This is a genomic window from Streptomyces sp. NPDC088766, from assembly GCF_044750845.1.
Classification (GTDB): Bacteria; Actinomycetota; Actinomycetes; order Streptomycetales; family Streptomycetaceae; genus Streptomyces.
This window is the reverse complement of the sequence record NZ_JBIVKQ010000007.1, coordinates 200,076-224,479: the sequence shown is the minus strand read 5'-3', so window position 1 is coordinate 224,479 and position 24,404 is coordinate 200,076. Positions and strand designations below refer to the sequence as shown.

Annotated in this window: 23 protein-coding genes, 1 tRNA gene and 1 pseudogene; 12 read left to right on the top strand and 13 right to left on the bottom strand. The window is 73.0% G+C overall.

What is annotated here, in order from left to right; genetic code table 11:
* Positions 1-209: 209 nt before the first annotated feature.
* The 4 genes from ACIP5W_RS12805 to ACIP5W_RS12790 all read right to left on the bottom strand — a co-directional run bounded on the left by ACIP5W_RS12805 (position 210) and on the right by ACIP5W_RS12790 (position 7,009).
* Positions 210-1,622: a TQXA domain-containing protein gene (locus ACIP5W_RS12805; protein WP_401471009.1), complete on the bottom strand. Its 1,413-nt coding sequence runs from the start codon at positions 1,620-1,622 to the stop codon at positions 210-212.
* A 261-nt stretch (positions 1,623-1,883) separates the two neighbouring features.
* On the bottom strand, positions 1,884-2,372 hold the full coding sequence (locus ACIP5W_RS12800; protein ID WP_401471006.1) for a single-stranded DNA-binding protein: 489 nt from the start codon (positions 2,370-2,372) through the stop codon (positions 1,884-1,886).
* A 302-nt stretch (positions 2,373-2,674) separates the two neighbouring features.
* The gene (locus tag ACIP5W_RS12795; protein ID WP_401471003.1) at positions 2,675-5,098 is read right to left on the bottom strand and encodes a GTPase; all 2,424 of its coding nucleotides are present in this window, start codon (positions 5,096-5,098) and stop codon (positions 2,675-2,677) included.
* Between the two features lie 303 nt (positions 5,099-5,401).
* Complete coding sequence (locus tag ACIP5W_RS12790) at positions 5,402-7,009, bottom strand: dynamin family protein (RefSeq protein ID WP_401471000.1); 1,608 nt, start codon at positions 7,007-7,009, stop codon at positions 5,402-5,404.
* A gap of 321 nt (positions 7,010-7,330) precedes the next feature.
* On the opposite strand from ACIP5W_RS12790, the gene ACIP5W_RS12785 reads away from it, so the two are divergent.
* The 5 genes and pseudogenes from ACIP5W_RS12785 to ACIP5W_RS12765 all read left to right on the top strand — a co-directional run bounded on the left by ACIP5W_RS12785 (position 7,331) and on the right by ACIP5W_RS12765 (position 10,057).
* Positions 7,331-7,403 (top strand) — tRNA-Arg (locus ACIP5W_RS12785).
* 776 nt (positions 7,404-8,179) lie between these two features.
* On the top strand, positions 8,180-8,479 hold the full coding sequence (locus ACIP5W_RS12780; protein WP_401470997.1) for a transposase: 300 nt from the start codon (positions 8,180-8,182) through the stop codon (positions 8,477-8,479).
* A 153-nt stretch (positions 8,480-8,632) separates the two neighbouring features.
* Positions 8,633-8,773 (top strand): annotated as a pseudogene (locus tag ACIP5W_RS12775) (IS3 family transposase); the annotation flags it as partial.
* The gene (locus ACIP5W_RS12770; RefSeq protein ID WP_401471203.1) at positions 8,768-9,388 is read left to right on the top strand and encodes a DDE-type integrase/transposase/recombinase; all 621 of its coding nucleotides are present in this window, start codon (positions 8,768-8,770) and stop codon (positions 9,386-9,388) included. The pseudogene ACIP5W_RS12775 and the gene ACIP5W_RS12770, both read left to right, overlap by 6 nt.
* A gap of 60 nt (positions 9,389-9,448) precedes the next feature.
* Complete coding sequence (locus ACIP5W_RS12765; RefSeq protein ID WP_401470994.1) at positions 9,449-10,057, top strand: hypothetical protein; 609 nt, start codon at positions 9,449-9,451, stop codon at positions 10,055-10,057.
* Between the two features lie 639 nt (positions 10,058-10,696).
* Here ACIP5W_RS12765 and ACIP5W_RS12760 read toward each other — a convergent pair.
* A complete protein-coding gene (locus ACIP5W_RS12760; RefSeq protein WP_401470991.1) occupies positions 10,697-11,422 on the bottom strand; it encodes a 4'-phosphopantetheinyl transferase family protein in 726 nt (241 codons plus the stop codon).
* Between the two features lie 391 nt (positions 11,423-11,813).
* Positions 11,814-12,194 carry an S-adenosylmethionine decarboxylase family protein gene (locus ACIP5W_RS12755; protein WP_401470988.1) on the bottom strand — a complete coding sequence of 127 codons (381 nt, stop codon included), beginning with the start codon at positions 12,192-12,194 and terminating at the stop codon, positions 11,814-11,816.
* Between the two features lie 447 nt (positions 12,195-12,641).
* On the opposite strand from ACIP5W_RS12755, the gene ACIP5W_RS12750 reads away from it, so the two are divergent.
* The 4 genes from ACIP5W_RS12750 (at position 12,642) to ACIP5W_RS12735 (ending at position 16,249) form a co-directional block, all read left to right on the top strand.
* On the top strand, positions 12,642-14,426 hold the full coding sequence (locus ACIP5W_RS12750; RefSeq protein ID WP_401470985.1) for a GNAT family N-acetyltransferase: 1,785 nt from the start codon (positions 12,642-12,644) through the stop codon (positions 14,424-14,426).
* A complete protein-coding gene (locus tag ACIP5W_RS12745; protein WP_401470982.1) occupies positions 14,423-15,514 on the top strand; it encodes an HAD-IIIC family phosphatase in 1,092 nt (363 codons plus the stop codon). The genes ACIP5W_RS12750 and ACIP5W_RS12745 overlap by 4 nt, the downstream gene beginning before the upstream one ends.
* Complete coding sequence (locus tag ACIP5W_RS12740; RefSeq protein WP_401470979.1) at positions 15,511-15,801, top strand: acyl carrier protein; 291 nt, start codon at positions 15,511-15,513, stop codon at positions 15,799-15,801. Before ACIP5W_RS12745 ends, ACIP5W_RS12740 begins: the two co-directional genes overlap by 4 nt.
* A 136-nt stretch (positions 15,802-15,937) precedes the next feature.
* Complete coding sequence (locus tag ACIP5W_RS12735) at positions 15,938-16,249, top strand: chaplin (protein ID WP_401470976.1); 312 nt, start codon at positions 15,938-15,940, stop codon at positions 16,247-16,249.
* Positions 16,250-16,447: 198 nt separating this feature from the next.
* Here the strand turns inward: ACIP5W_RS12735 and ACIP5W_RS12730 are convergent, their stop codons facing one another.
* The 7 genes from ACIP5W_RS12730 to ACIP5W_RS12700 all read right to left on the bottom strand — a co-directional run bounded on the left by ACIP5W_RS12730 (position 16,448) and on the right by ACIP5W_RS12700 (position 21,050).
* The gene (locus ACIP5W_RS12730) at positions 16,448-17,314 is read right to left on the bottom strand and encodes a tyrosinase family protein (protein WP_401470973.1); all 867 of its coding nucleotides are present in this window, start codon (positions 17,312-17,314) and stop codon (positions 16,448-16,450) included.
* On the bottom strand, positions 17,298-17,771 hold the full coding sequence (locus ACIP5W_RS12725) for a tyrosinase family oxidase copper chaperone (protein WP_401470970.1): 474 nt from the start codon (positions 17,769-17,771) through the stop codon (positions 17,298-17,300). The genes ACIP5W_RS12730 and ACIP5W_RS12725 overlap by 17 nt, the downstream gene beginning before the upstream one ends.
* Positions 17,772-17,960: 189 nt before the next feature.
* Positions 17,961-18,479 (bottom strand): hypothetical protein, encoded by a 519-nt coding sequence (locus tag ACIP5W_RS12720; RefSeq protein WP_401470967.1) that lies wholly within the window; start codon positions 18,477-18,479, stop codon positions 17,961-17,963.
* 186 nt (positions 18,480-18,665) lie between these two features.
* Positions 18,666-19,166: a DUF5949 family protein gene (locus tag ACIP5W_RS12715; protein WP_401470964.1), complete on the bottom strand. Its 501-nt coding sequence runs from the start codon at positions 19,164-19,166 to the stop codon at positions 18,666-18,668.
* A 243-nt stretch (positions 19,167-19,409) separates the two neighbouring features.
* Positions 19,410-19,697, bottom strand: coding sequence for a hypothetical protein (locus tag ACIP5W_RS12710; RefSeq protein ID WP_401470961.1), 288 nt, complete (start codon positions 19,695-19,697; stop codon positions 19,410-19,412).
* 172 nt (positions 19,698-19,869) lie between these two features.
* The gene (locus ACIP5W_RS12705; protein WP_401470958.1) at positions 19,870-20,565 is read right to left on the bottom strand and encodes a hypothetical protein; all 696 of its coding nucleotides are present in this window, start codon (positions 20,563-20,565) and stop codon (positions 19,870-19,872) included.
* Positions 20,566-20,810: 245 nt separating this feature from the next.
* Positions 20,811-21,050 (bottom strand): chaplin, encoded by a 240-nt coding sequence (locus ACIP5W_RS12700; protein ID WP_401470955.1) that lies wholly within the window; start codon positions 21,048-21,050, stop codon positions 20,811-20,813.
* A 416-nt stretch (positions 21,051-21,466) separates the two neighbouring features.
* Here ACIP5W_RS12700 and ACIP5W_RS12695 point away from each other — a divergent pair, with 416 nt between their 5' ends.
* Genes ACIP5W_RS12695 through ACIP5W_RS12685 form a run of 3 tightly spaced genes read left to right on the top strand, consistent with a single transcriptional unit; the run spans position 21,467 to position 24,400 of the window.
* Positions 21,467-21,739 (top strand): hypothetical protein, encoded by a 273-nt coding sequence (locus tag ACIP5W_RS12695; protein ID WP_401470952.1) that lies wholly within the window; start codon positions 21,467-21,469, stop codon positions 21,737-21,739.
* A gap of 49 nt (positions 21,740-21,788) precedes the next feature.
* Positions 21,789-22,979 carry a glycosyltransferase gene (locus tag ACIP5W_RS12690; protein WP_401470949.1) on the top strand — a complete coding sequence of 397 codons (1,191 nt, stop codon included), beginning with the start codon at positions 21,789-21,791 and terminating at the stop codon, positions 22,977-22,979.
* A complete protein-coding gene (locus tag ACIP5W_RS12685) occupies positions 22,976-24,400 on the top strand; it encodes a sugar transferase (protein WP_401470946.1) in 1,425 nt (474 codons plus the stop codon). The genes ACIP5W_RS12690 and ACIP5W_RS12685 overlap by 4 nt, the downstream gene beginning before the upstream one ends.
* Positions 24,401-24,404 lie beyond the last annotated feature (4 nt).

Sequence of the window (24,404 nt, the reverse complement as noted above, 5' to 3'; positions counted from 1 at the left end):
GCCGCAGACAGTGGTGTCTGCTCCGTCCCGGCCGACCGCCGTCCCCCTCCCGGCCGGCCGTCGCCGGGTGGCTTTGGGGCACGCCGGAGGGCCCAGGGACGGCCCGGAACGCGTCATCACGGGTCAGCTGGAACCTCGTCCGCCGGCAGGGACAGGAATCCGCACCAGCAGGCCCTCTGGGAGACCGTGCGTGTCGCGGTGGGTGTCGGTCAGCCCCGCGCGTCGTTCTCCTTGCGGCCCACGAGGACCAGGACCGTGCCGCCGATGACGACCAGGCCGATCGCGGTGCCCGCGATCAGGGGGGTGACGTCGGAGCCGCCCGTCTGGGCGAGGTCGGTGCCCGAGGAGGCGGTGCCGCCCACCGTGGCCGGACTCGGTTCGGCGAGCGTCTGGGTGGCCAGGCCGGACTCGGCGGCTCTGGTGCGGCAGTCGAGGACGCCGGTGAAGCGGTTCTGGGTGCCCTGCGGGCCCGTGATGGTGAAGTCGTAGGCCTGATCCTCCTGGAGGGGGATCGTCACCGTCCGGGACGTACCGGCGGGGATGCTGTGCTGCACACCCATCAGTTCGAAGGTGAAGGCCTGGTCGCCCTGGTTGGCCGCGGTGAGATCGACGCCGTCCTTCGTGCAGTTCTTCGCCGCGGAGAGGGCCGGTACGGCGCCCGTCTCGGCCCAGGTCGCGGATGCCGTCGCGGAGACGGTCGACTCGCTGGAGCCGGCCAGGATCTGGGTCTGGCTGCGGCTCTCGGAGGTGAAGGCGCGGCCGACGGGGACGGTGGTGGAGGCCTGGACGGTCAGCTCCGCGGCGCCGGCCGCGGTGTCGGCGGGCACGTCGAAGAACAGCTCGCTGCCGTCCTGTGCGGAGGTGACGGGCTTGCCGTCCTTGCCGACGATCCGGACGCCGGTGGTGGCCGAGTTCAGCGGCGGTGACACCGTCACGGCGCTCGCGCCGGTCCGAACGGTGACCGGGCCGAGCAGTTCGCCGGGATGTCCGGAGACCGCGGCACCGTCAAGGGTCAGTGAGGCCTGGGGTTCCGCCACGGCACGGGCGGCTTTCTGGAGGTGGTCCGCGAGCCGTTCGGCCTGCGGGTCGACGGCCTCGACGTCCGCTCCGTCCGAGTAGCGCCAGATCGCCACCTGGGTGCCGGCCGCCGCGTCCTGCTCGGTGAGGCCCCCGGCGATACCGGCCTTCTTGGCCAGCGCCGCCAGGTTGTTGACCTGGGGGTAGGAGTTCTGCAGGATCCAGCGGATGCGGCCGGCGTCCTTGTTGACGCCCAGTGAGGTGCCGCTCCAGGGAGTCTCCTGGTACTTGGCGTCCTTCTGCGTGGGGTTGTGGAGGTCGACGCAGTAGGTCTGGAGGGTGCCGCCGCCCTCGACGGACATCTCGAACAGGCCGGCCGAGACCTCCTGGTCCCCGCTCTCGTCGTGCAGTACGGCGGCTCCGTACGTCTTGAGGCCGCCTATCGTCGCCGTCGCTCCGCCCTGGGTCTGCGCCGCGGTCTCGGCGGCGGCCGGGCTCGCGGCGGCAATGACACCGGCGGCGACCAGTCCGGACACGAGCGTCCCCGCCGCGAGGCGCACCGCGCCCCGTCCGCGCCCGAACAGCGCGGAGAACGAAGAAATCACGTAATTTCCCTTCCAGCAGGACCCGTTGACGTGGGGGGACGGGTCCCACCAGCAGAATCAGAAGCCCCGAGAGCCACGTTCGGCATCCTAGAGAGGCGGGCGTACCGGCCTTCCCGGTCAGGTCGTCCGATGGGTGATCCGACTCGGAATCGTTATCCCCAAGATCACGGCAGAGCAGGGCTTATCGACAAATCAACCCGTCATTTACGGCTGCATACGCCGATAAGCCGCCGATCGGCCGGACCGGCACGCTCCCTGACGTCAGGTCACGGCTGCCGGCTCGCGTCGCCGCGGTGATTCCGGCTCCGCCGCGGACTGTCCCACCGGGGCCTGCCAGTCGGGTTCCGGCCGGTCGGGTGCGCCGGCCGCGGCGACCGCGACGGCCGGCTCGAGCCTGGCGGCGCGGCGGAAGGCCGAGGTGCCGCGGGCGAGGTCGTGGCCGATCGCCACGGCGTCGATGTCGGCCGACGTCCGGTTCTGTCCCTCGCGTGCTTCCGCGCGCACCTTCAGCCGGCCCTGCACGATCACCGCTTCACCCACGTTCAGCGACGCGACCACGTTCGTCGCCAGCTGCCGGTTGGCCCACACCGTGAAGAAGTTGGTGTGGCCGTCGGCCCAGGTGTTCTTCTCCCGGTCCCAGTAGCGCGAGGTCACCGCCAGCCGGAACCGCGCCGACGGCCCCGCCGACAGCTCCCGGTACACCGGCTGCGTCGCCACGTTCCCCACCGCGCAGACCATCGTCTCGTTCATCGAGGACCCCTCCCTCACCCGGGCGTCGACGCCGGGCGGATACGCGTACGGGCCCGTCCCGTACGGCTGCGTCTGCCGGGACGGCGGCGGCCGCGAGGCACACGCCCCGAGCCGCTCACCGCCACCGTCGTCACGACCGCTTCACCGCGATCGCCGCGAAACCAGACTGCCTCCGCCGGGACGGGCCCGCCGAGCGCTGTGGATCACCACCCGCCTGTGGAAAAAGCCGTCACCCGGACGGGGGATCCGCGGCGCACCGCCCCCGGACCAACCACCGGCCAGCGCCCGCACGTCCCCTTATCTCACCTGGCCAGCGCCTGTGCGCCCATCACCCTGCCGTACTGCTCCCGTACCTCCCGGTACCGCAGCAGCTCGGCGGCCACGGGGTCCAGCACCCTCGCTCTGCCGCACCCGGCGGCGGCCTCCCGCAGGCAGCGTTCCGCCTCTTGGCCGTATCTGCGTGCGGGACCGCGGGCCGCGATCCGGCAGCTCCACTCCACCAGCGGGCCGCCGATGATGCCGGCCACCATCAGCAGCACCGGCACTCCCAGGTTCGGCGACATGAACCCGGCGATCTGGCCGACCAGCCACAGTCCGCCGAGAACCTGCAGGACCGTCATCGATGCCTGCGCCAGCACGGCAACCGGCCACCAGCCCGGCCGCGGCGGGCGCCCCTCCGGCACCCCGGCCCGCGCGGTCAGCTCGTCCAGCGCCTCGGACAGCCCCTGCGCACCGCGCACGGCGGCCTCCCGTACCGCCTGCGCCCACGGCGCGGGCAGCCCCGCCGAGGCCCGCTCCGACACCGTGCGCACCGCCTGCTCCACGCGCTGCCGCGCGGTGGCCTCCTCGTCGGCCTGCGAGCGGACCCGGACGCTGCCGGTGGGAGGATCGCCGCGGTCCTGGTACCACCGCCACAGCCTCAGCCACGGCGTCCCGCACGCGCGGTTGGCGTTGCGCAGCCAGGCGCGTTCGGCGGCCTCGCCCGCGGCCCTGGCGCCCACCGCGTCCGCGAGGCGGGCGGCGAAGTCGTCCCGCGCCTCCTCGCTCAGGCCGGTGCGCCGCGTCGTCGCGTAGACGGGCCGCAACTGCCAGCCGGCGGCGTCGACATCGGCCGAGATGCGCCGCGCCGCGGCACCGCGCTCCGCGACGAACTGACCCAGCAGTTCCCGCAGTTCTCCGATGCCGTCACCGGTCAGCGCGGACAGTGCGAGGACGGTCGCGCCCGGTTCGCCGTACTCGCCGAGGGCGACGCCGTCCTCGTCCAGCAGCCGCCGCAGGTCGTCGAGGACCATCTCGGCGGCCTCGCCCGGCAGTCGGTCGACCTGGTTCAGGACGACGAACATGACCTCGGCGTGCCCCGCCATGGGCCGCAGGTAGCGCTCGTGGAGCACGGCGTCGGCGTACTTCTCCGGGTCGACGACCCAGATGACGGCGTCCACGAGGGCCAGGACCCGGTCGACCTGCTCACGGTGCTGCACGGCGGCCGAGTCGTGGTCGGGCAGGTCCACCAGGACGAGTCCGCGCAGCTGGGCCTCCGCGTCCGCGCTCTGCACCGGGCGGCGGCGCAGCCGGCCCGGGATGCCGAGCCGGTCGATCAGGGTCGCCGCGCCGTCGCTCCAACTGCACGCGATGGGGGCGGCGGTGGTGGGCCGCCGTACGCCCGTCTCCGAGATGGTCACCCCGGCGAGGGCGTTGAACAACTGGGACTTGCCGCTGCCGGTGGCCCCGGCGATGGCGACCACGGTGTGCTGTCCGGAGAGCCTGCGCCGGGCGGCCGCCTCGTCGAGAACCCGGCCCGCTTCGGAGAGCGTCCTGTTGTCGAGACGCGCGCGGGAGAGCCCCACCAGTTCCCGCAGCGCGTCGAGCCGCGAACGCAGGTGACCGTCGTAGGCCAGGGGGGCCGGGGCGGCCTGGGAGTTGCCGGACCTGACCTCCAGGGCGGCGGCGGCCTGCTCTGCGGCGGTGGCCTCGTTCACGCGACGCGCGATGAGACCGTCGCCCCAGGGTTCACCGGAACCTGGGTCCCCCTGCGGGTGGTGGGCGCCACGCTCCCTTGCCCGGATGTCCTGGCCGCGCGCGGGAGCCTCGGTCTCCGACGGGTGCGCGGGACGGTCGGTGCCGGGCGAGCGCCGGGAGCGTTCGCCGTCCGGCACGCGCGCGGGGTCGTCCTCGCCCCCACGCGCGGGACCGGCCTTGCCCCGCGACCTGTCCCGCACGCGCGTGTGCGGGACGGCTTCGGGCTTGGACCGGCCGTGCGAGGACTCGGCCTCGGCACTGGACCGGCCGCGTGAGGAGTCGTCGCCCTTCCGCGCGGGCGCGGGACGGCCCTTGTCCCGCCCCCGCGGGGGAGAGCCGTCGTCTTCTCCCGCGCCCGGGGACGACTCGGCCTCGGACTCGGACTCGGACTCGGTCCCGGACCGGCCGCCCGCGGCCTCGTCGGTCTCGTGCGCCCGCGCCGGACGGTCGTCCGCGTCGACGGGTGTCGAGGAGCCGCCCTCCACCGCCTTCGAGAAAGCGCCGCCTTCGCTCCCGTCCTCGGACGCGGCTCCCTCGGCCGCACCGGCGGAGGGAGCCTCTCCCGCCGCCTCGGCGAAGCGCTCCCCCTCTGCCTCTGCCGTGCCCGGGGCAGGCCGCCCTTCGATCCCACCCGGCGGATGTACGGCGTCGGGCGCGTGAGCGGATCGTTCGGCGTCGGCCCCGCTCGCGGAACCGCCGGCGTCGGTCACCCGCGCCCAGCGTTCCCGCTCGCCCGCCTGCGCGTCCTGGGCGCCCTGGGGGTCCCGGGAGTCCTCCCGACCGCCCGAGGACGGGACACCGTCTCCCTCACCCCGCTCAGGCTGCCGATCCCGCTCCCGCGTCTCTCCCCCTCCGCCGGCTTGCGACGGGCCCCCGTTCCCCTCACATCCCGCCTGCATCGACCGCCCCTCGCGCTCAGCGAGTTCCACACGATCCGTGTGATCCGTGTGATCCGTGCGGCCCGCGTGGTCGGTGTGGTCGGTGTGGTCCTGGTTCGTGACGGCGGTCACCGGTCACCTTTCCTTCTGTAGTACGGACAGCGCGGCAATGAGTTCGGCCTGGGGTTCGGCGTGGACGTCGAGTCCGTCGAGCGGGGCGAGCCGGCGCTCGCGTTCGTTGTGCATGACACGGTCGAGGTGTTCGGTGAGCAGCCGCCCGCCCCGGTCGCGCAGCCGAAGCGCGCCGTGGGCACCGATCCGCTCGGCGAGCCCCTCGCCCGCCGAACGGGCCCTGCGGCCGCCCAGCAGGACGGTGGCGACGAGGGCCGCGACGAATTCGGGGTCGGTTGCGGCGCCGCGTTCGAGGTGGCGCACCTCGTCCTCGGCGTACTCCTCCAACTCGCGCCGCCAGCGCCGTACGGCCATGCCGATGCGGTGTTCGGCGGTCTCCAGGGAGGTGTCGCGGTCGAGCAGTTCCGGGGCGCCCGCGGCCGGTTCTCGGCGCCAGGCCTCGTCGACCCGCTCGTCGGCCGCGGTGACGGCGCACAGCAGGAGCGCGGCCAGGCTCTCCACGAGGGCGTCGAGCAGCTCCCCGGCGGTGCAGTCCAGCGGGAAGGCCCGCCAGCGCTTGAGGGCGTCACCCGCGAGCACGGCGCCGCTCTGCAACCGGCCCCGCACACGGGCGTATTCGCTGTCGTACGCCCCGTCGACGGCCGAGGTGAGCCGCAGTGCGGCCGCGTACTGCGCGGCCGCGGCGCCGGCCAGTTCGGGCATCCGGGAATTGAGCGAGTCGAGGACGCCGTACGCCGTGCGGGCCATCACGTCGTGGCGGGCGGCCCGGTCCTGTGCGTGATGGATGAGCCAGGTGCGCAACGGTGCCACCGCTGTGGCCGGAAGCAGTCCTCCGCCCCAGGCCGACTCGGGCAGTTCGGGCACGGTGAAGCGCGGTACGTGACCCAGGCCGGCCTTGGTGAGCAGGGCGCCGTACTGGCGGGACACCTCGGAGACGACCTGGTGGGGTACGCGGTCGAGGACGCTCACGAGCGTCGCGTTGTACTCCTTGGCGGTGCGCAGGAGATGCCAGGGCACGGCGTCGGCGTACCGTGCGGCCGTGGTGACCATGACCCAGATGTCGGCGGCGCAGATGAGTTCGGCTGCCAGGACCCGGTTGTCGGCGACCAGGGAGTCGACGTCGGGCGCGTCCAGCAGGGCGAGGCCGGGCGGAAGGGTCTCCGCGGTCTCGATGCGCAGCAGGCGTCTGCCGTTCTCGCCGGGCAGCAACAGGTCCTCCGCGGGCTCCTGATGGGGCACCCACACGCGCGTGAGGTCGGGCAGCACCCGCATGCCGCTGAACCAGTGATGGTCCTCCGGGTGGCACACCAGCACCGGCGTCCGGGTCGTCGGCCGCAGCACTCCCGCCTCGCTGACCCGCCGCCCCACCAGGGAGTTGACGAGGGTCGACTTGCCGGCGCCGGTCGATCCGCCCACGACGGCCAGCAAGGGCGCCTCGGGCTGTCTCAGCCGGGGCACCAGATAGTCGTCGAGCTGGGCGAGGAGTTCGTCGCGGTTGGCACGCGCGCGTGGCGCCCCCGCCAGGGGCAGCGGGAAGCGTGCGGCGGCGACACGTTCGCGCAGGGCGGAGAGTGCGTTGAGCAGCTGAGGCCGTACGTCCAAGGTCACCACATGCGAAGAATGCCTAATTTCGGGGGATTTATGAAGCACATAGACATGCCTGCGCGCCGATGGGACACAAGGGACGGAAGGTGCGACCGGGACAGAGGCACAGCGCAGGCATAACGAGTGCACAACACCCGGCGCTCCAGGCGCCAAAAGCGGTGCACGATTCGTACCTGCCTGCGATTATCAGGACCGCTTCACTGAACCTCCACATCGAGCCACGGAGGCGAAGCACGCAGGACAAGGAACCGGGAGCCCTATCCTTGTCCCCGGCAACGTCACGGATCGGCCCGCACCCGGGCACCGGGTACGAGGCCACCACGACCGGCCCCCGTAGCTCAGTGGATAGAGCAGGCGCCTTCTAAGCGCTTGGCCGCAGGTTCGAGTCCTGCCGGGGGCGCAAGTCTCCGCCCTCCCCATGGGAGGGCATTTTTGCTGGTCAGAGCACGTTTCACGCGACATGACGGAGCCCCGGACACTCCCCCGACGATCAAGGGGAGGTTCCGGGGCCGTCCGGCTGTCACCGGGTTTTCGCGGGTGGCTGTGTCGAATACGTGTCGAAGTTTTCGGCGGAGCTCTCGGTGCGGAGCCTCAGCCCGCGCCGGGCGGCTCGGGGAGATCTCCCGCGGCCTCCGGGCACCGTTTCAGGTCGGGCAGCTGCACCTCGACGCACCGGGCGCAGGTGGCCGGCAGCACCGGCACGCTGTTCCCCGCCCATTCGGCCACCTGCGCGGGCGGGATCCCGTCGTTGAGCCACCTCGTGAGGCGCGTGTGCCGGTTGTCGTACACCCGCCTGCCGGTGGGCGACTAGGGCGTGTTTCGAAAGTGGCGTCGTCTGCCCGAAGGGCAGGCCCGGCGGCGTCCGGTGCGTGCGATCGCAAGGCGGAGGGTCGCCCCGATACTGGTTGTACCGGGGTGACCCCGACAACGCGGCTGGGGGTGCCCCCTCCGGGGGAGTGCGTGCCGGACGCCGCCGGGCTGGGGGCACCCCCTCTGGGGGAGGGACTTTCGAAACACGCCCTAGAAGACGTGCGGGGGCAGGACGGCCCTGCGCGCGCCGCGCCGTGCCCGGCGGATGACCGAACCCGCGAGGACGCCGCCCGTGGGCCTTGACCCTTGATCCTGAACGCACGGGACACTGGATCCTGAGGATCTGAGAACGGACATCTCGTGGTCATGAAGAACTGTCCGCCGCAGTTCGAGGCGGACGCGGTCGCGCTGTACCGGTCGCGGGCCGAGGCGACGATCCGGCAGGTCGCCGCCGATCCGGGGATCAGCCCCGAGACCCTGCGGAACTGGGTGAGGGCGGCCGGAGCGAGCCGGCCCCGCGGGCGCCGGGCGGAGGCTCCGGCCGAGCCGCCGACGCCGTGGGAGGCGGAGAACGCCGCTCTGCGGAAGAAGGTCCGCGAGCTGGAGGAAGGGCGCGAGATCCTGCGGAAGGCGGCCAAGTGTTTCGCCGGGGAGACGTGCCGGTGAACCGCTTCCAGTTCGTCGCCGGCCATCAGCGCCGTCACGGCGTGAAGCGGCTGTGCACGATCCTGGGCATCGCCCGCTCCAGCTTCTGCTACTGGCGTCGCACGGCCGCGGACCGGGCCGCGCGGCAAGACCGCCCACGCCCGCCTCGCCGCCCGGATACGGGCCGTGCACCGCGAGTCGGACGGCACCTACGGCGTCCCCGGGATCACGGCCGAGCTCCGCGAGGCGGGCGAGCGCGTCAACCACAGACGGATCGCCCGGGTGATGCGGAGCATCGGCCTGACGGGCGTGCGCTTGCGCCGCAGGCACCGCAGGCACCGCAGGCACCGCAGGCACCGCATCACTGTCGCGGACCCGGCCGCGGCGAAGGCCCCAGACCTCGCCGGCCGCGACTTCACGGCACGCGAGCCGAACACGAAGTACGTCGGCGACATCATCCGTCTCCCGCTGGACGGCGCGAAGTTCCTGCATCCGGCCACCGTCATCGACCTCGCCTCACGCCGCCTGGCCGGCCGGGCGATCGCGGACCACATGCCCACCGGCCTCGTCACCGACGCCCTGTCCGCCGCCGGACAACCCCGCGGCAGCCTCGCCGGGGCGGTCGTGCAGACCGACGCCGTCCGCGACTTCCGGTTGGTTTCCGCCGCGCTCTTCGAGATGCACGGCGAATGGATCGCCTTACCTTGCCACCACCTACCCGAAGGCGATATGGGTGATATCTACTGTAAACTCTCTTTTAGTTCCTCCGCGCCACCCAACGCACCGAAACGCAACCGCCAGTTGATCCCCAACACCATGACGAGGGACACTATCCGGCGGATGCGTGTTCCCGACCGAGTGGCACTCGCTTCGGTATCCTCCCGTGCAGGCCGTCGGAGGCCATTTACCCAAGGATTACTGGGCAGTTGACCTCAGGGTTTCGTGGTAGCGTCCTCGCTCGGAGGGACAGTGCAACCTGAAAGGGAAATCGTGAACACGGAGAAGATCGCCGCTCGCCGCCTCTCGCTGGAAGAGGTGACGAAGCTCGGCGTGAAGGACAGGATCTTCGTTTCCGCCGACACGGCAGAACTCAAGCTTCCCGACTGCTATGTCCCTGCTTTTCTCACCAAGTCCGGTGAGAATTTCGAGGGCGGCTCGATCACGGCGAGAACCGTATTCCAGGAAGAGGTCTCCTGCCTTCCCGACGACGAGAATGAAGCCGGGATCTACTTGGCCGACGAGAACGGCTCGGTGACCATCGAGGTCCTCCAGTCCGCCGGTGTCGTGCTGGACCTGGCACTTTTCGTCCCTGGTGGGGACAAGGGGGCCCTCACGGCCCTTTACGCTGCGGCCCGGCAGGCGTTCGGCGCCGACGTCGTGCAGATCTGGCGCCAGGGCCTCAAGGAGGTTCCCGACGTGAAGGTCGACATCTTCGAGGAGCAGATTCCCCGGGGGCGCAAGGGGGGCGACAGCCCCAAGCGTGACCGTCGCGCGATCGACACCTACCCCACCCGTGCGGACTTCATCGAGTTCTCCGCGGGATGGAAGCCGGTCATTGAGATTCACAGGCCGGTTGTTGACGACACCCCGACCATCTGAGACGGCGTCACCTCTCGGTCTCAGCCTGAGAGAACGCCGAGAACGCATGCGCCGGACCCGGTCGACCCCTGAGCGGCCCAGGGGGCCGTCGGAAAACAACTCACGAACGCCGAAACGCCGTTCCACTCGATGACCTCGCGAGACAGACCGCCTGACCAAGGTCAGAGTCTGAAGTTATTCTGCGACAGCCCTCAGGGCTTCGGCGTAATCGAGTGACGTCCGCCTCGTACTCGGGCGAGGCCGAGGAGCGTGAGAGGTCGACGGGCGTCACGCGCATTGCGGCGACGGCCGGAGGCGATGTCCTTCGCGCCGTTCAGTCGCACGGCCCCGACCGCGAGGTTGCGCCAGGCCGCCATGGCGCATGGTGCGCTGTCGCTCCGCCATCGCGCCGCGGTCACGAAACGGACACCCGCCGACTGCGCCGAAGCCCCGGGCCACCCGCGGTCCCAGCGGTAACCGGCATAACGCAACGGGGAGGGGAGCCGAGTCGTACTCGGGCTCCCCTCGCCCGCCGGACCTCACTGTCCGCTCAGAACTACTGGCTGCTCAGCGGCGTAGGCACGTTCTTGCCCACCATCGCACTCGTCCTGCTCCACCCCTGATGCGCGCCCGGCTCGGGCCGCCGTCGGAGGGCCGGCGTCAGAGGACGGGATCCGCCCGTACGGCCACCCGCACGCCACCCCCCGCCAGCACCGCGACGGCCGCCGTGTGCGTGCCCGCGACCGTCAGGTCCGTCAGGCTCACCTCGGGACGCCGGCCGAGCCGCCCGGGCCAGCCGAGGACGGCCGGTACGGCCTCCGGTGCGGACAACTCCAGCTCGCGCAAGGGCAAATGGAGACCCACGCCGAGCGCCTTCAGTACGGCCTCCTTGCGGGTCCAGGTGCGCAGGAAGGCAGTACGGCGCCCGGCCGGCGGGCGGGCGTACAGAGCCCTCAGTTCGCCGTCACCGAGCGCGGTGCGCGCCGCCGCGTCGACGTCGAGATCGATGCCGTCGTCCTCCACGTCGAGCCCCACGGCGGCCCCCCGGCAGACCGCGACCCCGATCACCTCCCCGCTGTGGGTGACGGAGAAGTCGACGTCCGCGTACGGCGACCGCTCCGGCACCGCCAGCCCCACCTTGCCGTGCGGCCCGCCGCAGCGCGGGCACACGCGGCGCAGGGGGACGTCGGTGGGAGGCACGCCGAGAAGCTCGCCGAGGACGACGCGGCTGAGCGCGCACCCGACCAGGAAGCGCGCCTTGTCGGCCGGCCGGACGGTGGCCTCGTGGCGGGCGCGCTCGACGGCGTCGAGCAGGCCGAGGAGCGCGGGCCGGGCGTCGCCCGTCCGGGCCCACCACACCAGCACCTCGCGCTCCGCCGCTGCCACGGCTCCTCAGTCCTTTCCGCAGATCCGCAGATCCACCTGTCCGCAGATCCGCAGGTCCATCAGTCCGCAGATCCGCCCAGGGCCCGGAGAGGGCATTCGTCCCCTCGCGGGTCCAGGTGCCGGACCCGCGCACGCTCGTCGGTGCGCAGGCGCGGGCGGAACTCCTCCGGCGGGGCTCCGAGGCGCGTACGGTGCCCGACGCACCGCACGCGATGCGCCGCACGCGATCCACCGGACCGGTTCGACGCGTTCGTCGACTCCCCCGCGGGGGGGCTGTGACGTCAGTTCGACAGGAAATCAGAACGCCGTGAAATCGATGCACGCGGAAAGGCGAAGCACCGCGGAATCGGAATCACGGCGTCACGGCGTCACGGATCGCGTCGCGCCCGGGTCAGTGCACCGCACGCAGCATGCGCGTGACATTGATCTTCGTCGGCGAAAGACCGAGTTCCACACTCTGCATCATCCGCTCGCCGTTCAGCCGGCCATAGGCCAGCAGATCGACGTTGGCCAGGCTGAATTCAGGCCAGGTGTGAATGCTCAGATGGGAGGCCGAAAGCAGCAGAATCGCGGTGACCGCACCATTGGGGAAAACGTGCGAGGACTCGCCGAGCACCTGGGCGTTTCCTTTTTCGGCGGCCGTGCGCAGCACCTTGAGGAGGCGCTCCTCGTCGGTCAGGATGCTGTGGTCGCTCACCCACACGTCTACGGCGTAGGAGCACAAATCATCGACGTTTATGCCCTCGGTGGCGAGGCTGTCGGGTTTGGTCATGGGGAACCGGGGGTCGCGATCCGCTGCCCCCGTCTCCTTTCACATAGAGGTGCGCTGGTCCGCGCGTCCGAAGGGGAAGGCGCGAGGCCGAAAACCGGCGCTCGATGAGGCCCAGCCTAGCATCCGGGCCGCTCTACGGCTCGCGCCCGCACACTGTCAAGGGCTGCGACACCCTCCTCCTCGCCACCCTCCCGATATCGGCGAAAAAATTCTTCGGGCCCCCGGAAAAGAGCTTTCCTGTTTTCCCTTTTCTTTTCCGCATAACCAGCGTCGCGACCGGGTCCGGTCGATGCCGCGCCAGCCCGTATACTCGGCAGTCCTGGATTCCATCAGCCCGCTCGGAGCAGCTTCGTGAAAAACGCGCCTCGACACCGTCGGAGCATCCCCGCCGATCGAGTGCTCACGGAAGTCGCGGACGCCGTCAGGCTTCAGGAGGGCCCGCCCGGAGTGCGCTCCGTACTGCGAGCCCTGCGCCGCCTGGCCCCCGCCTCCACGAAGGACATCAGCCGGGCCACCGGCCTGCCGGTCCCGATCGTGGCCGCGCTGGGGAACGAACTGCGCCGCCGCGATCTGCTCACCAAGGAGCGCCCCTCCCGGCTGACCCCGGCCGGCCTGGACCTGGTGGCCGAGCTGGGCATGGACCTCACGCTCGACGCGACCTGCGGCACCTGCGAGGGCCGTGAGCTGGTGATCCCGTCCGTCCTGGACGAGGCCGTACGACGGCTGCGCGCCCTGATGGAGTCCGGTCCCGCCGCCGACATGGCGATCGACCAGTCCCACTGCACGCCCGAGACCAAGGTGCGCCGCGTCCTCGCGCTGCTCGCGGCGGGCGCGCTGCCCGGCGGATCCCTGCTGCTGATCGGGGACGACGACCTCGTCTCGCTGGCGGTCGCCGTCGTCGGGGACGTCCTCGGCGCCCCGATCGTCGAGCGCGTGACCGTGGTCGACATCTCCCCCGAGATCCTCGCCTACGTCCGGAAGGTGTCCGCGGGACTGGGCACCCGCGTCGAGACGGTCGAGCACGACCTGCGCCGGCCGCTCCCCGCCGAGCTGCACGGCGGCTTCGACGTGGCGATGACCGACCCGCCGTACACGCCGGAGGGCGCCCGGTTGTTCCTGTCGCGCGCCGTGGAGGGCCTGCGCCCCGGCCCCGCGCACAGCATCTTCTTCTCCTTCGGCGGCAAGAGCCCGGACGAGATGCTCGAGGTCCAGCGCGAGATCATGGCGCTCGGCCTGGTCACCAATGGCTACATCCGCAACTTCAACGAGTACGAGGGCAGCGGCATCCTCGGCGGGGTCGGCTTCTTCCAGCACCTGCTGACCACCACCTCGACGGCCTCCCGGCAGGGCGCCTACGAGGGCCCCCTCTACACGGGCGACAAGCGGACCCGGCAGCGCGAGTACGAGTGCGTGGCCTGTGGCACGAAGCTCCGTGTCGGACCGGGTGCCCGCTGGACGTCGGTCGCCGCCCTGCGCACCGACGGCTGCCCCCGGTGCGGCAAGGGCCCCTTCCGCCCCGGCCGCCTGGTCGCAGCGGACGAACCCGAAACCACGGCCCCCACCGCGCCACCGGCACCCGCCACCGCACCGGCGCAGACGCAGACACCAGAACCGGCACCGGCACCGGCACCGGCACCGGCACCGACCCAGGCTCAGGCCCAGGCGCCCATCCCCACCCCCGCTCCCGCCCCCTCCCACCTCCGGGAACCCGGCTGGCACCGTCCCGCCCCCGCGGCCCGCGCCGCCCTCGAACAGCGGGCGCAGCCCTGCCTCACCCGTCAGGCCGACGAGGGCGACCTGCCGGCCATCGGTGAGTTCGAGGCCGAGATCGCCCGCATCTCCTTCGGTGAGGACGCCGTGGACGACCCCGCCCGGCACGCCTCCCGCGTGGGCCGTTCCATGGAGAAGTCCAGGGAGGGCATGATCGTCGCGCACCGGCCGGGCGGGGAGGTGGTCGGCTGGTGCTGGGTGAGCATCAACCAGAACCAGATGACCGGCGACCGCTACGCCAACTTCCGGTCCCTCGCGGTCGCGCCCCTGGACAACCGCGCCGACGTGGCCGAACTCCTCCTCACCGAGGGCCTGGAATTCTGCCTGGCGAACGGCATCACGGAGGTCGTCGGCCGCGTCCACGTCGGCAACGTCCCGATGCGCACGGTCTACCGCAAGTTCGGCTTCGACCCCGCCACCCTGACGATGAAGCTGCGCCTTCCGGAGGAGGACCCCCGATGACCGGTGCGCCGGGGGCGCCCGACCCGACCGGTTACGACCCCGACCGGATCAAGTGCGTCGTCTGGGACCTGGACGGCACCCTGTGGGACGAGATCGCGGTGGAGACCCCCACCGACGAACTGCCCGTCCCCCGGGCCGAGATGCTGGCCGCGATCGACGCGCTGGCGGCCCGCGGCGTGCTCAGCAGCCTCGCGAGCCGCAGCGCGCCCGCCGTCCTCGACCGGATGGACGCCGTGCCGGAAGTGAGGGAGCGCTTCCTCGCCCCGCAGGTGTCCTGGCAGGACAAGAGCGAGTCGCTGCGCCGGATCGCGAAGGATCTCGGGATCGCCGTGGAGGCACTGGTCCTGGTGGACGACTCCCCCTACGAGCGCGCGGAGGTGGAGGCGCTGCTGCCGGGCGTGCGCACCCTCGGCCCCGGTGAAGTCCCCGCGCTGCTCGCGGCCTTCGAGGACCGCGAGGTCACCCCCGAGTCGCGGGAGCGGGTGAGCCGCTACCGCACCGAGGAGACCCGCCGGGCCGAGGGCGAGCGCTTCCAGGGCACCCGCGAGGAGTTCCTGCGCTGGTGCGACATGCGCCTCACGGTGGGCCCGGCCGCCCTGGACGAGGTCCCGCGGGCGCTGGAACTCGCCGCGCGCACCCACCGTCTGAACTCCTCCGGCCTGACCCCCGACCGGCTGCGCGCGCTGGCCGCCGCGGACGGGCACGAGCTGTACACCGCCCGCATGTCCGACCGTTTCGGGGAGTACGGCGTCATCGGCGCCGCGCTCGTCGACCGGACCGCCCCCGGCTCCTGGTCGGTGCCGCTGCTGGCGCTCTCCTGCCGGGTCGCCGGCCGGGGTGCCGCCGCGGCGTTCCTGTTCTGGCTGATGGAGCGGGCGCGGGAAGCCGGTGCCGGGGAGTTCCGGGTGACGCTGCGGCCGACGGACGCCAACCTGGAGATGCGGATCCTGCTCCGCCAGGCGGGTCTGCGCCGCACCGACGACGACCTCGACGACGGGGCGGTGCTGAGCCGCTCCCTGGACGGCGGCGACCTGCCGAAACCCCCCGCCTGGCTGCATGTCTCCCTCCGAAAGGACGCCGACGCGTGACGGACGCCCACACCTCCTCCACGGACCGCGCGGCGGTGGAGCGGGAACTCCGCTCGATGATCGCGGAGGCCGCCCGCCTGGACGCCGCCCTGGTCGCCGGGCTCCCCGCCGACACCGATCTGTTCGGCCCGGAGATCGGCCTGACCTCGCTGGCCGGGGTGGCGCTGCTGGGCGCGGTCGACGCCCGGTTCGGCGTCGACGTCGCCGCGCTGGACCTCAGCCTGGACAGCCTCCAGTCCATCGCCACCCTGACCGACTTCGTGACCGCGCACCGGGGCGCCGCCTGAGGCGCGCACGCCCGCGTGTGCGCGACAAGGGTGATCCGGCGGGTGCCGCCGTGACCTGCCCGGGGAGCCGGCGTTGAACGGGGAGTGCGGTGGCGCGACCTGCTGCCGCGCGAACCGAATCACAAAGGAGAACGTGATGTCTCGCATCGCGAAGGCAGCCGCTGTCGCCGTCGGCGCCGGCGCCATGATGGTCAGCGGAGCCGGCCTGGCCATGGCGGACGCGGGCGCGCAGGGCGCGGCCGTGGGCTCGCCGGGTGTCCTGTCCGGCAACCTCGTCCAGGCCCCGATCCACGTGCCGGTCAACCTGTGCGGCAACACCGTCAACGTCGTCGGCCTGCTCAACCCGGCCTTCGGCAACGCCTGCGCCAACATCAGCGACCACGACAAGGGCGGCGACGACAAGGGCGGCGAGCACCACAGCGGCGACGAGGGCGGCTACGGCGGCTGACGTCGTCCCGCAGCACCCTGAGGGGGAGCCCCGGCACCTCGAGCGCCGGGGCTCTCCCCTGTCTCCGGACCTTTCCCGCGCCACCGGCACCACCCGTGCCACCCGCACCACCGGCACCACCCGCACCGGCAGCGCTCCCGGACTTCCCGCTTCCCGTGCCTCGGCACCCGTCCGCGGGCCGCCGGCTGCGGGCCGCGCTCAGGCGTACCGGTAGATCCGTCCCGCGTCCTCCAGCTGGTCGGGGGTGACGTCCCACGGGGGCAGCGTCTGGTGCCGGGCGACGACCCGGCGGTGCTGATCACTGCCCGGCTGCGGCGGCCGGGCGGGCAGATAGCGGTGTTCGCGGTGCCGTTGCTGCCAGCGGGTCCACAGCAGGTCGATGAAGGCGTGGTGCAGCCAGAACACCGGGTCGTTGACGGACGCCCCGCCGACCATGGCCCCGCCCACCCACCGGTGCACCCGGTTGTGGTTGAGCCAGGCGGTGCTGCCCCGGCCGGTCCCCCAGCCCTCCAGCTTGTTGCGGAAGCCGCGGGTGACCGTCGAGTCCCAGGGGGAGACGTCGTAGACCGGGTCCTTCAGAGCCCGTTCGACATCGGCCTTCGTCGGCAGTGCGATCGGGTCGCGGGCCCGGCCGAGGTCGCGGGTGAGGAACTTCGTGTCGGTGACACCCTCCCTGATCGTCCAGTTGCCCGTCGCGTGGGCGAAGGGCCCCGTCGTCACCTGACGGTCGGAGCGCCGCCCGTTGCCGCCGAGGAGATCCGCGGTCCAGGGCGCGGAGGTCGCGGTGCGGTCCCGCGTCCAGTCCCAGTACGGCACCGTCACCGAGGGATCGACCCGGCGCAGCGCGTTCTCCAGATCCAGCAGGAACCGGCGGTGCCAGGGCAGGAAGGAGGGCGCCATGTGGGCCGTCCGCAGGCCGCCCTCGCCGTCGGAGACGTAGTGGTCGATGTGCATGCGCACGAACTCGTCGTACTCGCCCCGGCGTTTCAGCTCCAGCAGGGCCCCGACGAAGCGTCGGCGCTCACCGGCGGTGAGCGTGCTGACGTCCTTACGGATGTAGGCCATGGTGTCCCCCCATGTGTGTGTGACGGCCGGTGGCCGTGGTGTCCCGCAGCATCTGTCCGGGGCCCAGTTCGTCGACGGCGGCGCGGACCGCGTCCAGCGGACTGGCGTACGAGCGGTAGTGGTCGACCATGCTCAGCCAGGTGCCGTCGGCGCGGCGCATGAGATGCAGCGGGCGGCCGTCGACGGTGATCTCCCAGCGGCCTGCGTCGGCCGCGCCGGCCGTCGGGACGAGCCGGCCGAGCAGGTGGCGTCCGAGGTAGGTCTCGTCGAAGGCGGCTTCCGCGGGCCCGGGGCCGTCCCGGCGGCGGGCGGGCCGCGAGGCGGCGACGAGCGGGGTGAGCGCGAGGGCCGCGGCGGCGGCGAGCAGTCCGCGCAGTGCGTCCCTGCGTGTCGTGCGTCTCGGCGTCTGTGCCGGGACCGTGGTCACGGTGGCGGTTCCGTCCACGCTGACGGCCATGTGTGCTCCTCGTCCGGTTCCGTTGTCCACAGCGGTAACCGTCCGGTGGGCCGCGGGGTCACCGTGCGGGCCCGGAAGGACGACGGGCCCGGAAGGACGACGGGTCCGGACGCCGGGTCCGGGCCCGGGTTCGGGCCCGGGTTCGGGTTCGGGCCCGGGCCCGGGTTCGGGTTCGGGTGCGTCGGCCGGTTACCGGCCCTGGCCGAGTCCGACGTCGGCGCCCGGTACCGCCTGCAGGACCGGGGTGAGCACACCGGCCTGCGGCAGCCGGAGGTCCGGCAGACCGAACCGGTCGGGGTCGGGGGCGGTGAGCGGGGCGTCCAGGTCCAGGCCGGGGCCGAGGGCGCGCAGGTCGGATGCGGGGACGTCGAGGCCGGCATGGTTGGACCCGTCGCCGAGGACCTCCGGCAGCGGGGTGCGCATGTCCAGTCCGGGAAGCCCGGCGGCGACCGGCAGCTGCGGGATCACCCGCTCCGGGATGAGGCGGCCCTCGGCGTACCGCGGGCCTTCGGGGGCGCCCGGCGACGGCAGCGGGATCTCGCCGCCGACCCGGGGCAGTTCCACGTGGAGGGACTTCTCGACGCCGTCCAGCGGGACGGGGACGGGGACCGTGCCGACCGCGGCGGCGGAGGTCGCGGAGGCGGCGCCGGCCGCGGCCGCCACACAGGTGAGCACGGCGGCGAGGGTTCCTCGGGTGGTCGACTTCATCTCGGTACGGGCCCTTTCGGAGTTCTGGAGGGGGCTGGCCTGCCGTACCGGGTGACGAGGCGGAAAAGCCGGCAGCGCACAATTCGCTCTACTGCCGCATTCGTACGACGGGTGAATTGTCGGACCGTCGACTCATCGGCCCGTCGGCCTCGTCAATTCATCGGCACGTTCGGAAATCGCCGGCCCTCAGCCGCGCAGGCTGCGGGCGGGCAGGACGATGTGCGCCGCGGCGGCGAGGGTCTCGTCGGCACCGGCGAACGCGGCCAGCGCCTCGGGGGCCACGGCCCGGCCGGGGGTGGCCTCGGGCCAGGCACGGGTGGTGAAGACGAGGTAGGCGTAACCGCGGCTCTTCACGGCGGCGAGCCACTCGGGCGGCGGCACGCACTGGGCCCTGAGGGGTGACAGGGTCAGGACGGCCTGACCGGCCTCCACGAGCAGGCCGACCGGCAGGCTCGGCCGCTCGGTGCCGTCGACCAGATCGCCGCCGACGGGCAGGCCGTTGTCGGTGAGCAGCCGCTCGATGGCGGCGGCCGAGGCCTCGGGACCGTCCGCGGCGTCACCGAGGGAGTACGCGAGGAGGTACGGCATGTCGTCGCCGTCGGCGGCCTCGCCGCTCCACGGCATCACGACGAGCGTGCCGAGGTCGGCAAGGCGGAAGGGGCGGGTTGCGCCGGGGGTTGAGGTCACCGCGCGACCCTACCGGCGCGATCGGGACGTTCCGGACGGCTTCTCACCCGCGCGGGGGACACGGCGGGGGTGCTCCACACGAACGAGGGACGCGCCCGACGGAGTGTCTCGAACACACCGCGGGCCCTGCACCCCACCGCGCCTCCCTCACACCGCGGGCCCCCCACCCCCACCGCGCCTCCCTCGCACCGGGGGCCGGTCGCCCGCCGCGGGACCGGCCTCCCGGAAACCGGCGTGTGGGTCTCAGCCCTGGAGGGGCAGCCCGCCGAGGAGCGGGTTGTGGGTGTTCAGGGCAGCCGTCGCACCCTTGACCGTGCTGAGCACGGAGTCCTGGTTCTCCGTGTCGAGCGCGTTCGACTGGTGCTGGAGCGGCATCAGGTCACCGGCGTCGACAGGCCCCCGGGTGAGCGTGTCCACGGCGCCGTTGAGGCTGGTGGGCGTGAGGTCGGCGGGGGTCGCGAACGCGGGCGCGGCGGCACCGGCGATCACCATGGACCCGGCAACGACGGCGGCGGCCTTCAGGGACTTCATCGGTTTCCTTTCTTCGGCGACTCGGCAACTCGAGTCCCCGGGGGGGGAAGAGATCTGACGCCGTGCACAACGATCCGCGGCAACGGCGGAAACCCCGCACCCGGGAAGTTTCCGCACCCCGGCGCAGCTCCGCCCGGACGCCGGAGTGCGGAAGGCGAGCCCCGCCCCGCCGTCAGCCGGCGGGGACCGGCGCGGGCGGCAGCTGCGGCGTCCGGGCCGGCAGCGTGACCGGCGGCTCCGGCAGCGTGACCGGCGGCTCCGGAGTCGTGGCCGGCAGGTCCGGCGTCGCCGGCGGGGCGGATACGTCCGGCAGCGGGTCCTCCAGGCCCTCCAGGTCCGGCAGGGACAGGCCGTCCACCAGGGACGTGACCAGGTCGGCCAGGCCGGCCACCAGGTTCGTGGCCGCCGGGTGGATCTGGGCGACGTCACCGGAGGTGGCCGCCGCGACCAGGGCGTCGACCTGCTTCCGTACGGCGGCGAGCGCGTCGTCCGTGGCATCGGCGGCCCGGGATCCCGTCCTGGTGCCTGCGTCGGCCGGTGTCCCGGTCGTTGCGGCGGCCTCGGTGAGAGCCTCCTCGGCGGCGGCCCCGAGCCGCTGCGCCCGGCCGGCGCCGATGCGGTCGCCGTCGGACCCGAGCGTGGCGTCGAGCAGGTCGGTGACGGGGACGAGTCCGGGCCGGAGGTCGCCCAGGCTCCCTGCCCGGGCGAGGAGCGCGTCCGCGCCGGCGAGAGGCGCGCTCGGCACCGCACGGGTTCGGGCATGCGCCGCGTCGCCGTCGGCGGCCAGTGCGGTGGGAGCGGCGATGCCGAGAGCGAGGGTGGCGCAGAGTGCGGTGAGAGCGGCAGGCCGGACGGGCAGACCACGCATGGAGGTTCCTTTCGACACGTGTCGGGACGCAACCCAGCGTGGAAGCGCACCTGAACCCCTGCAACACGGAGATCGCTCTCCGTGGGCGTCACGGACGTCGCGTCCTCCCCGACGGGACGGCACGTCGAGCCCCGCGGGCCGGGTCCCGCCCGCTCGCCTCGTTCCGGGCAACATGAACGGCCGCCCTCCTGGCGGAAGGGCGGCCGTGTGACGTCGTACGCGTCGTGACCTCGGTCGAGGTGACGTCAGTCGTTGACGCAGGTGTTGCCGAACGCCGGGTTCAGCAGGCCGATCACGTCGACGGTGTTGCCGCAGACGTTGACCGGGATGTGGACGGGCAGCTGGACGACGTTGCCCGACAGCACGCCCGGGGAGTGCGCGGCGACGCCTTCTGCGCCACTGTCGGCGGAGGCGATGCCGGAGGCGCCGGCGACGGCCGCGGCGGCAACGGAGGTCAGGACCAGGCCCTTCGCGATACGCGACATGGAGAGGTGCTCCTTGGGGTTTTGACACATACACCCGGGCGGGGATGCCCGGCGGTGTGTCAACGCGTGACACCGCCCGGGGTTTTGCCTCCGAACGGGTGAAGTGGCGCCGCGCCGGTCTTCACGGCCCCGACACAGATGACCGACTTCTCCTGATTCACAACGTTCGTGAATAGAGTGACGGCTCGTCCCCCGCACGCCTGTCGACAGGCACATCGCACCTTTCCTGAAAGGGCACGCCGGTCATGCGCCATTTCCTGGGTCCGCTGCCGCGCCGCGCGACGGCGGGAGTCGTCACCCGCGCCTCCCACCGGACCTCGGGCGGTGCCCCGGCCGCTCCCGCGCAGGCCGCCCCGGAGACCGGGTGCCTCGTGGTCGGCCACGACGGGGACCGCGGCCGTTCGGGTGATTCGTTCATGTTCTCGACCGGCTCGCGGGGTGTTCCGGCGCCGTCCGACCCGGTCGATCCATCTGACGATGTGTTGAAATCCACGATCAGCGCGCCGGGGGCGGCTCCGGCGGCGCGTGTCCCGGCGTACGCCCACACGCCCGGTCACGACTCCGATGTGTTCGATCTGCGAGCGGGTTTGCGGCGCGGCGGTGACCAGCCGGCCTTCCGGCTCGTTCCCCAGCGGGACGCGGCGTGGACCGGCGTGCTCTTCGTCGCCGTCGGCACACGGAAGCAGTAGGCGCGTTCCCGCCCGTCCCGAGCGCCACCGTGAGCGAGGAAACCGCGCGATGCACCAGCCAGAACCCGACGTCGGACCGCGGGTCCTGCACCTCACCCAACCTGTGGACGGCGGGGTCGCCCGCGTCGTGACGGACCTGGCGCGCGCCCAGCTCGCCGCCGGACTGCGCGTCGCCGTCGCCTGCCCCGCCGGCGCCCTCGCCGAGGACCTGCGGTCCCTGGGCGCGGACGTGCGGGGATGGGAGGCGTCGCGGGCGCCGGGGCCCTCGTTGCCAGGTGAGGTACGGCGGCTCGCACGGGTGCTCGACGCGGTGCGGCCCGACCTGGTGCACGCGCACAGCGCCAAGGCCGGGCTCGCCGGCCGGCTCGCCGTACGGGGGCGGATCCCGACCGTGTTCCAGCCGCACGCCTGGTCGTTCGAGGCGGTCGGCGGGACCACCGCCGCCCTGGCCCTCGGGTGGGAGCGGTTCGGGGCGCGCTGGGCCGACCGGCTGGTGTGCGTGAGCGAGGCGGAGCGGGCGACCGGAGTACGGGCCGGCGTCGCCGGGCGGTGGGCGGTCGTCCCCAACGGCATCGATCCGCGGCGCTTCCACCCGGCCCCCGTCGACACCGTGCGCGCCGCGCTCCTGCCGGGCACCGACCCGGCCGCCCCGCTCGTGGTGTGCGTGGGGCGGCTGTGCCGGCAGAAGGGGCAGGACGTGCTGCTGGACGCGTGGGACGCCGTCGCGGCCAGGGTGCCGGGGGCCCGGCTCGCCCTGGTCGGCGACGGTCCGGACCACGGCGCGCTGCGCTCCCGCGCCCCGGAGTCGGTGCTGTTCGCGGGGTCCGTCACCGACGCGGTCCCCTGGTACCAGGCCGCCGACCTGGTGGTGCTGCCCTCGCGCTGGGAAGGCATGGCGCTGGCCCCGCTGGAGGCGCTGGCCTGCGGGCGGCCGGTGGTGGTGACCGATGTGGACGGTGCCCGCGAGAGCCTGCCGGCCGCGCTCACGCCCCGTTGTCTGGTCGCCCCGCAGGACGCCGCCGCGCTGGCCCGGGCGGTCACCGATCTGCTGCTCGACCCGCTGCTGCGGGAGTCCCTCGGCCATCAGGGGCGCCGTTACGTCCTGTCCACGCACGACGTGCGGCGCACGGCCGGGCAGATCGCGGACGTGTACCGCGACCTCCTCGGCGGGCAGCCGTCCGCCGCCGGTCACCCGGCGCGGGTCGTGCCCACCGAGTGCAGGGAGTCCATCCACTCGTGACTGCGGAAAGCACCGTCCCCCCGCCCGGCACGCAGCCCGGGTTCGCCCATGTCTCGGTCATGCCGCGGCGCGAGAGCGCGGCGGGATTCCGGTTCCCGGCCCGGCGGCCCGCCACCCGGCCCGTCTCGCCGCTGCCCCTGCTGCTCGCCGACGGCCTCGCCGCGCTGGCGGGCGCCCTGGCCCTGACCGGGGCGCAACGCCGCCCGCTGCTCGTCGCCGCGCTGGTGGCGGCCACGATGCTGCTGCGTCCCCACCGCTCACGGCCGGTGGCCGGGATCCTGGACGAACTGCCCGCCGTGTGCGGGCGGATCGCGATGGCCTGGCTCACGCTGGGGGCGCTCGTGGCGGCGTACGCCCCGGCGTACGCGCTGTCCGCGCGGACTCTGGCCCTCGGATTCGCCGCGCAGGCCCTGGCCGGCTGCACCGGTCGGGCCGTCGTCCACCTGCGGCGCCGCCGGGCGCTGCTGCGCCGCCCGCGCGCCGCCCTGGTCGTCGGCCCGGTGGCCACCGCGCAGCGGGTGGCCGCCGCCGTGCTGCGCCACCCCCGCTACGGGGTACGACCGGTCGGCGTCGTCGCCGAACACCCCGGCCGTCCCGAGGGGGCCGACGGGCTCCCGGTGCTGACCACCGGTCAGGAGGTGCAGCGGGCCCTCATCCAGAACGGCGTCCGCGAGGTCCTGTGCGTCCACCCCTCGGTGCGCACCGCGCAGGGTCCGCTGCTGCGGGCGCTCGCCGAGTCGGGCTGCACCGTGTGGGAGGTCGACGCCGACATCCCGTCGTACGCGAGCCGCGAACAGCTCGCCGGGTTCCCCTGCCGACGGCTGGACATGGGCAGCGGGCACGGCGGCGGCCTCGGCAAGCGGCTGCTGGACATCACGGCGTCGGGGACGCTGCTGCTGCTGGTCAGCCCGCTGCTGCTGGTGTTCGCGGCGGTGCTGCGGCTGACCGGCGGGCCGGGCGTGGTGTTCCGGCAGGAACGCATCGGCCGGGACGGCCGCCCCTTCACCCTGCTGAAGTTCCGCACCCACCGTCCGGTGGACGAGCACGAGTCGGCGACCAGGTGGAGCGTGGCGGGAGAGGTGCGGATGAGCCCGTTCTGCCGCTTCCTGCGCGAGACCTCGCTGGACGAACTGCTCCAGCTGTGGAACGTGCTGCGGGGCGACATGAGCCTGGTCGGCCCGCGCCCCGAACGCCCTTACTTCGTAGCCCAGTTCAGCCAGAACCACCCCGGTTACGCGGCCCGGCACCGGATGCGGACCGGCATCACCGGCCTCGCCCAGATCCACGGGCTGCGCGGTGACACCTCGATCGAGGACCGGGCCCGGTTCGACAACGCCTACATCGACAACTGGTCGCTGTGGCAGGACGTGTGCATCCTGCTGCGCACCGCGGCCGCCCTCGTGCGACCGACCGGGAGCTGAAACC

What these genes read in the sequence shown, in the direction of transcription:
- ACIP5W_RS12800 (WP_401471006.1), bottom strand. Translation starts at nt 2,372, where the DNA reads ATGAACGAGACGATGGTCTGCGCGGTGGGGAACGTGGCGACGCAGCCG.
- ACIP5W_RS12780 (WP_401470997.1), top strand. Translation starts at nt 8,180, where the DNA reads ATGAAGAACTGTCCGCCGCAGTTCGAGGCGGACGCGGTCGCGCTGTAC.
- ACIP5W_RS12755 (WP_401470988.1), bottom strand. Translation starts at nt 12,194, where the DNA reads ATGACCAAACCCGACAGCCTCGCCACCGAGGGCATAAACGTCGATGAT.
- ACIP5W_RS12745 (WP_401470982.1), top strand. Translation starts at nt 14,423, where the DNA reads ATGACCGGTGCGCCGGGGGCGCCCGACCCGACCGGTTACGACCCCGAC.
- ACIP5W_RS12735 (WP_401470976.1), top strand. Translation starts at nt 15,938, where the DNA reads ATGTCTCGCATCGCGAAGGCAGCCGCTGTCGCCGTCGGCGCCGGCGCC.
- ACIP5W_RS12730 (WP_401470973.1), bottom strand. Translation starts at nt 17,314, where the DNA reads ATGGCCTACATCCGTAAGGACGTCAGCACGCTCACCGCCGGTGAGCGC.
- ACIP5W_RS12725 (WP_401470970.1), bottom strand. Translation starts at nt 17,771, where the DNA reads ATGGCCGTCAGCGTGGACGGAACCGCCACCGTGACCACGGTCCCGGCA.
- ACIP5W_RS12720 (WP_401470967.1), bottom strand. Translation starts at nt 18,479, where the DNA reads ATGAAGTCGACCACCCGAGGAACCCTCGCCGCCGTGCTCACCTGTGTG.
- ACIP5W_RS12710 (WP_401470961.1), bottom strand. Translation starts at nt 19,697, where the DNA reads ATGAAGTCCCTGAAGGCCGCCGCCGTCGTTGCCGGGTCCATGGTGATC.
- ACIP5W_RS12705 (WP_401470958.1), bottom strand. Translation starts at nt 20,565, where the DNA reads ATGCGTGGTCTGCCCGTCCGGCCTGCCGCTCTCACCGCACTCTGCGCC.
- ACIP5W_RS12700 (WP_401470955.1), bottom strand. Translation starts at nt 21,050, where the DNA reads ATGTCGCGTATCGCGAAGGGCCTGGTCCTGACCTCCGTTGCCGCCGCG.
- ACIP5W_RS12695 (WP_401470952.1), top strand. Translation starts at nt 21,467, where the DNA reads ATGTTCTCGACCGGCTCGCGGGGTGTTCCGGCGCCGTCCGACCCGGTC.
- ACIP5W_RS12690 (WP_401470949.1), top strand. Translation starts at nt 21,789, where the DNA reads ATGCACCAGCCAGAACCCGACGTCGGACCGCGGGTCCTGCACCTCACC.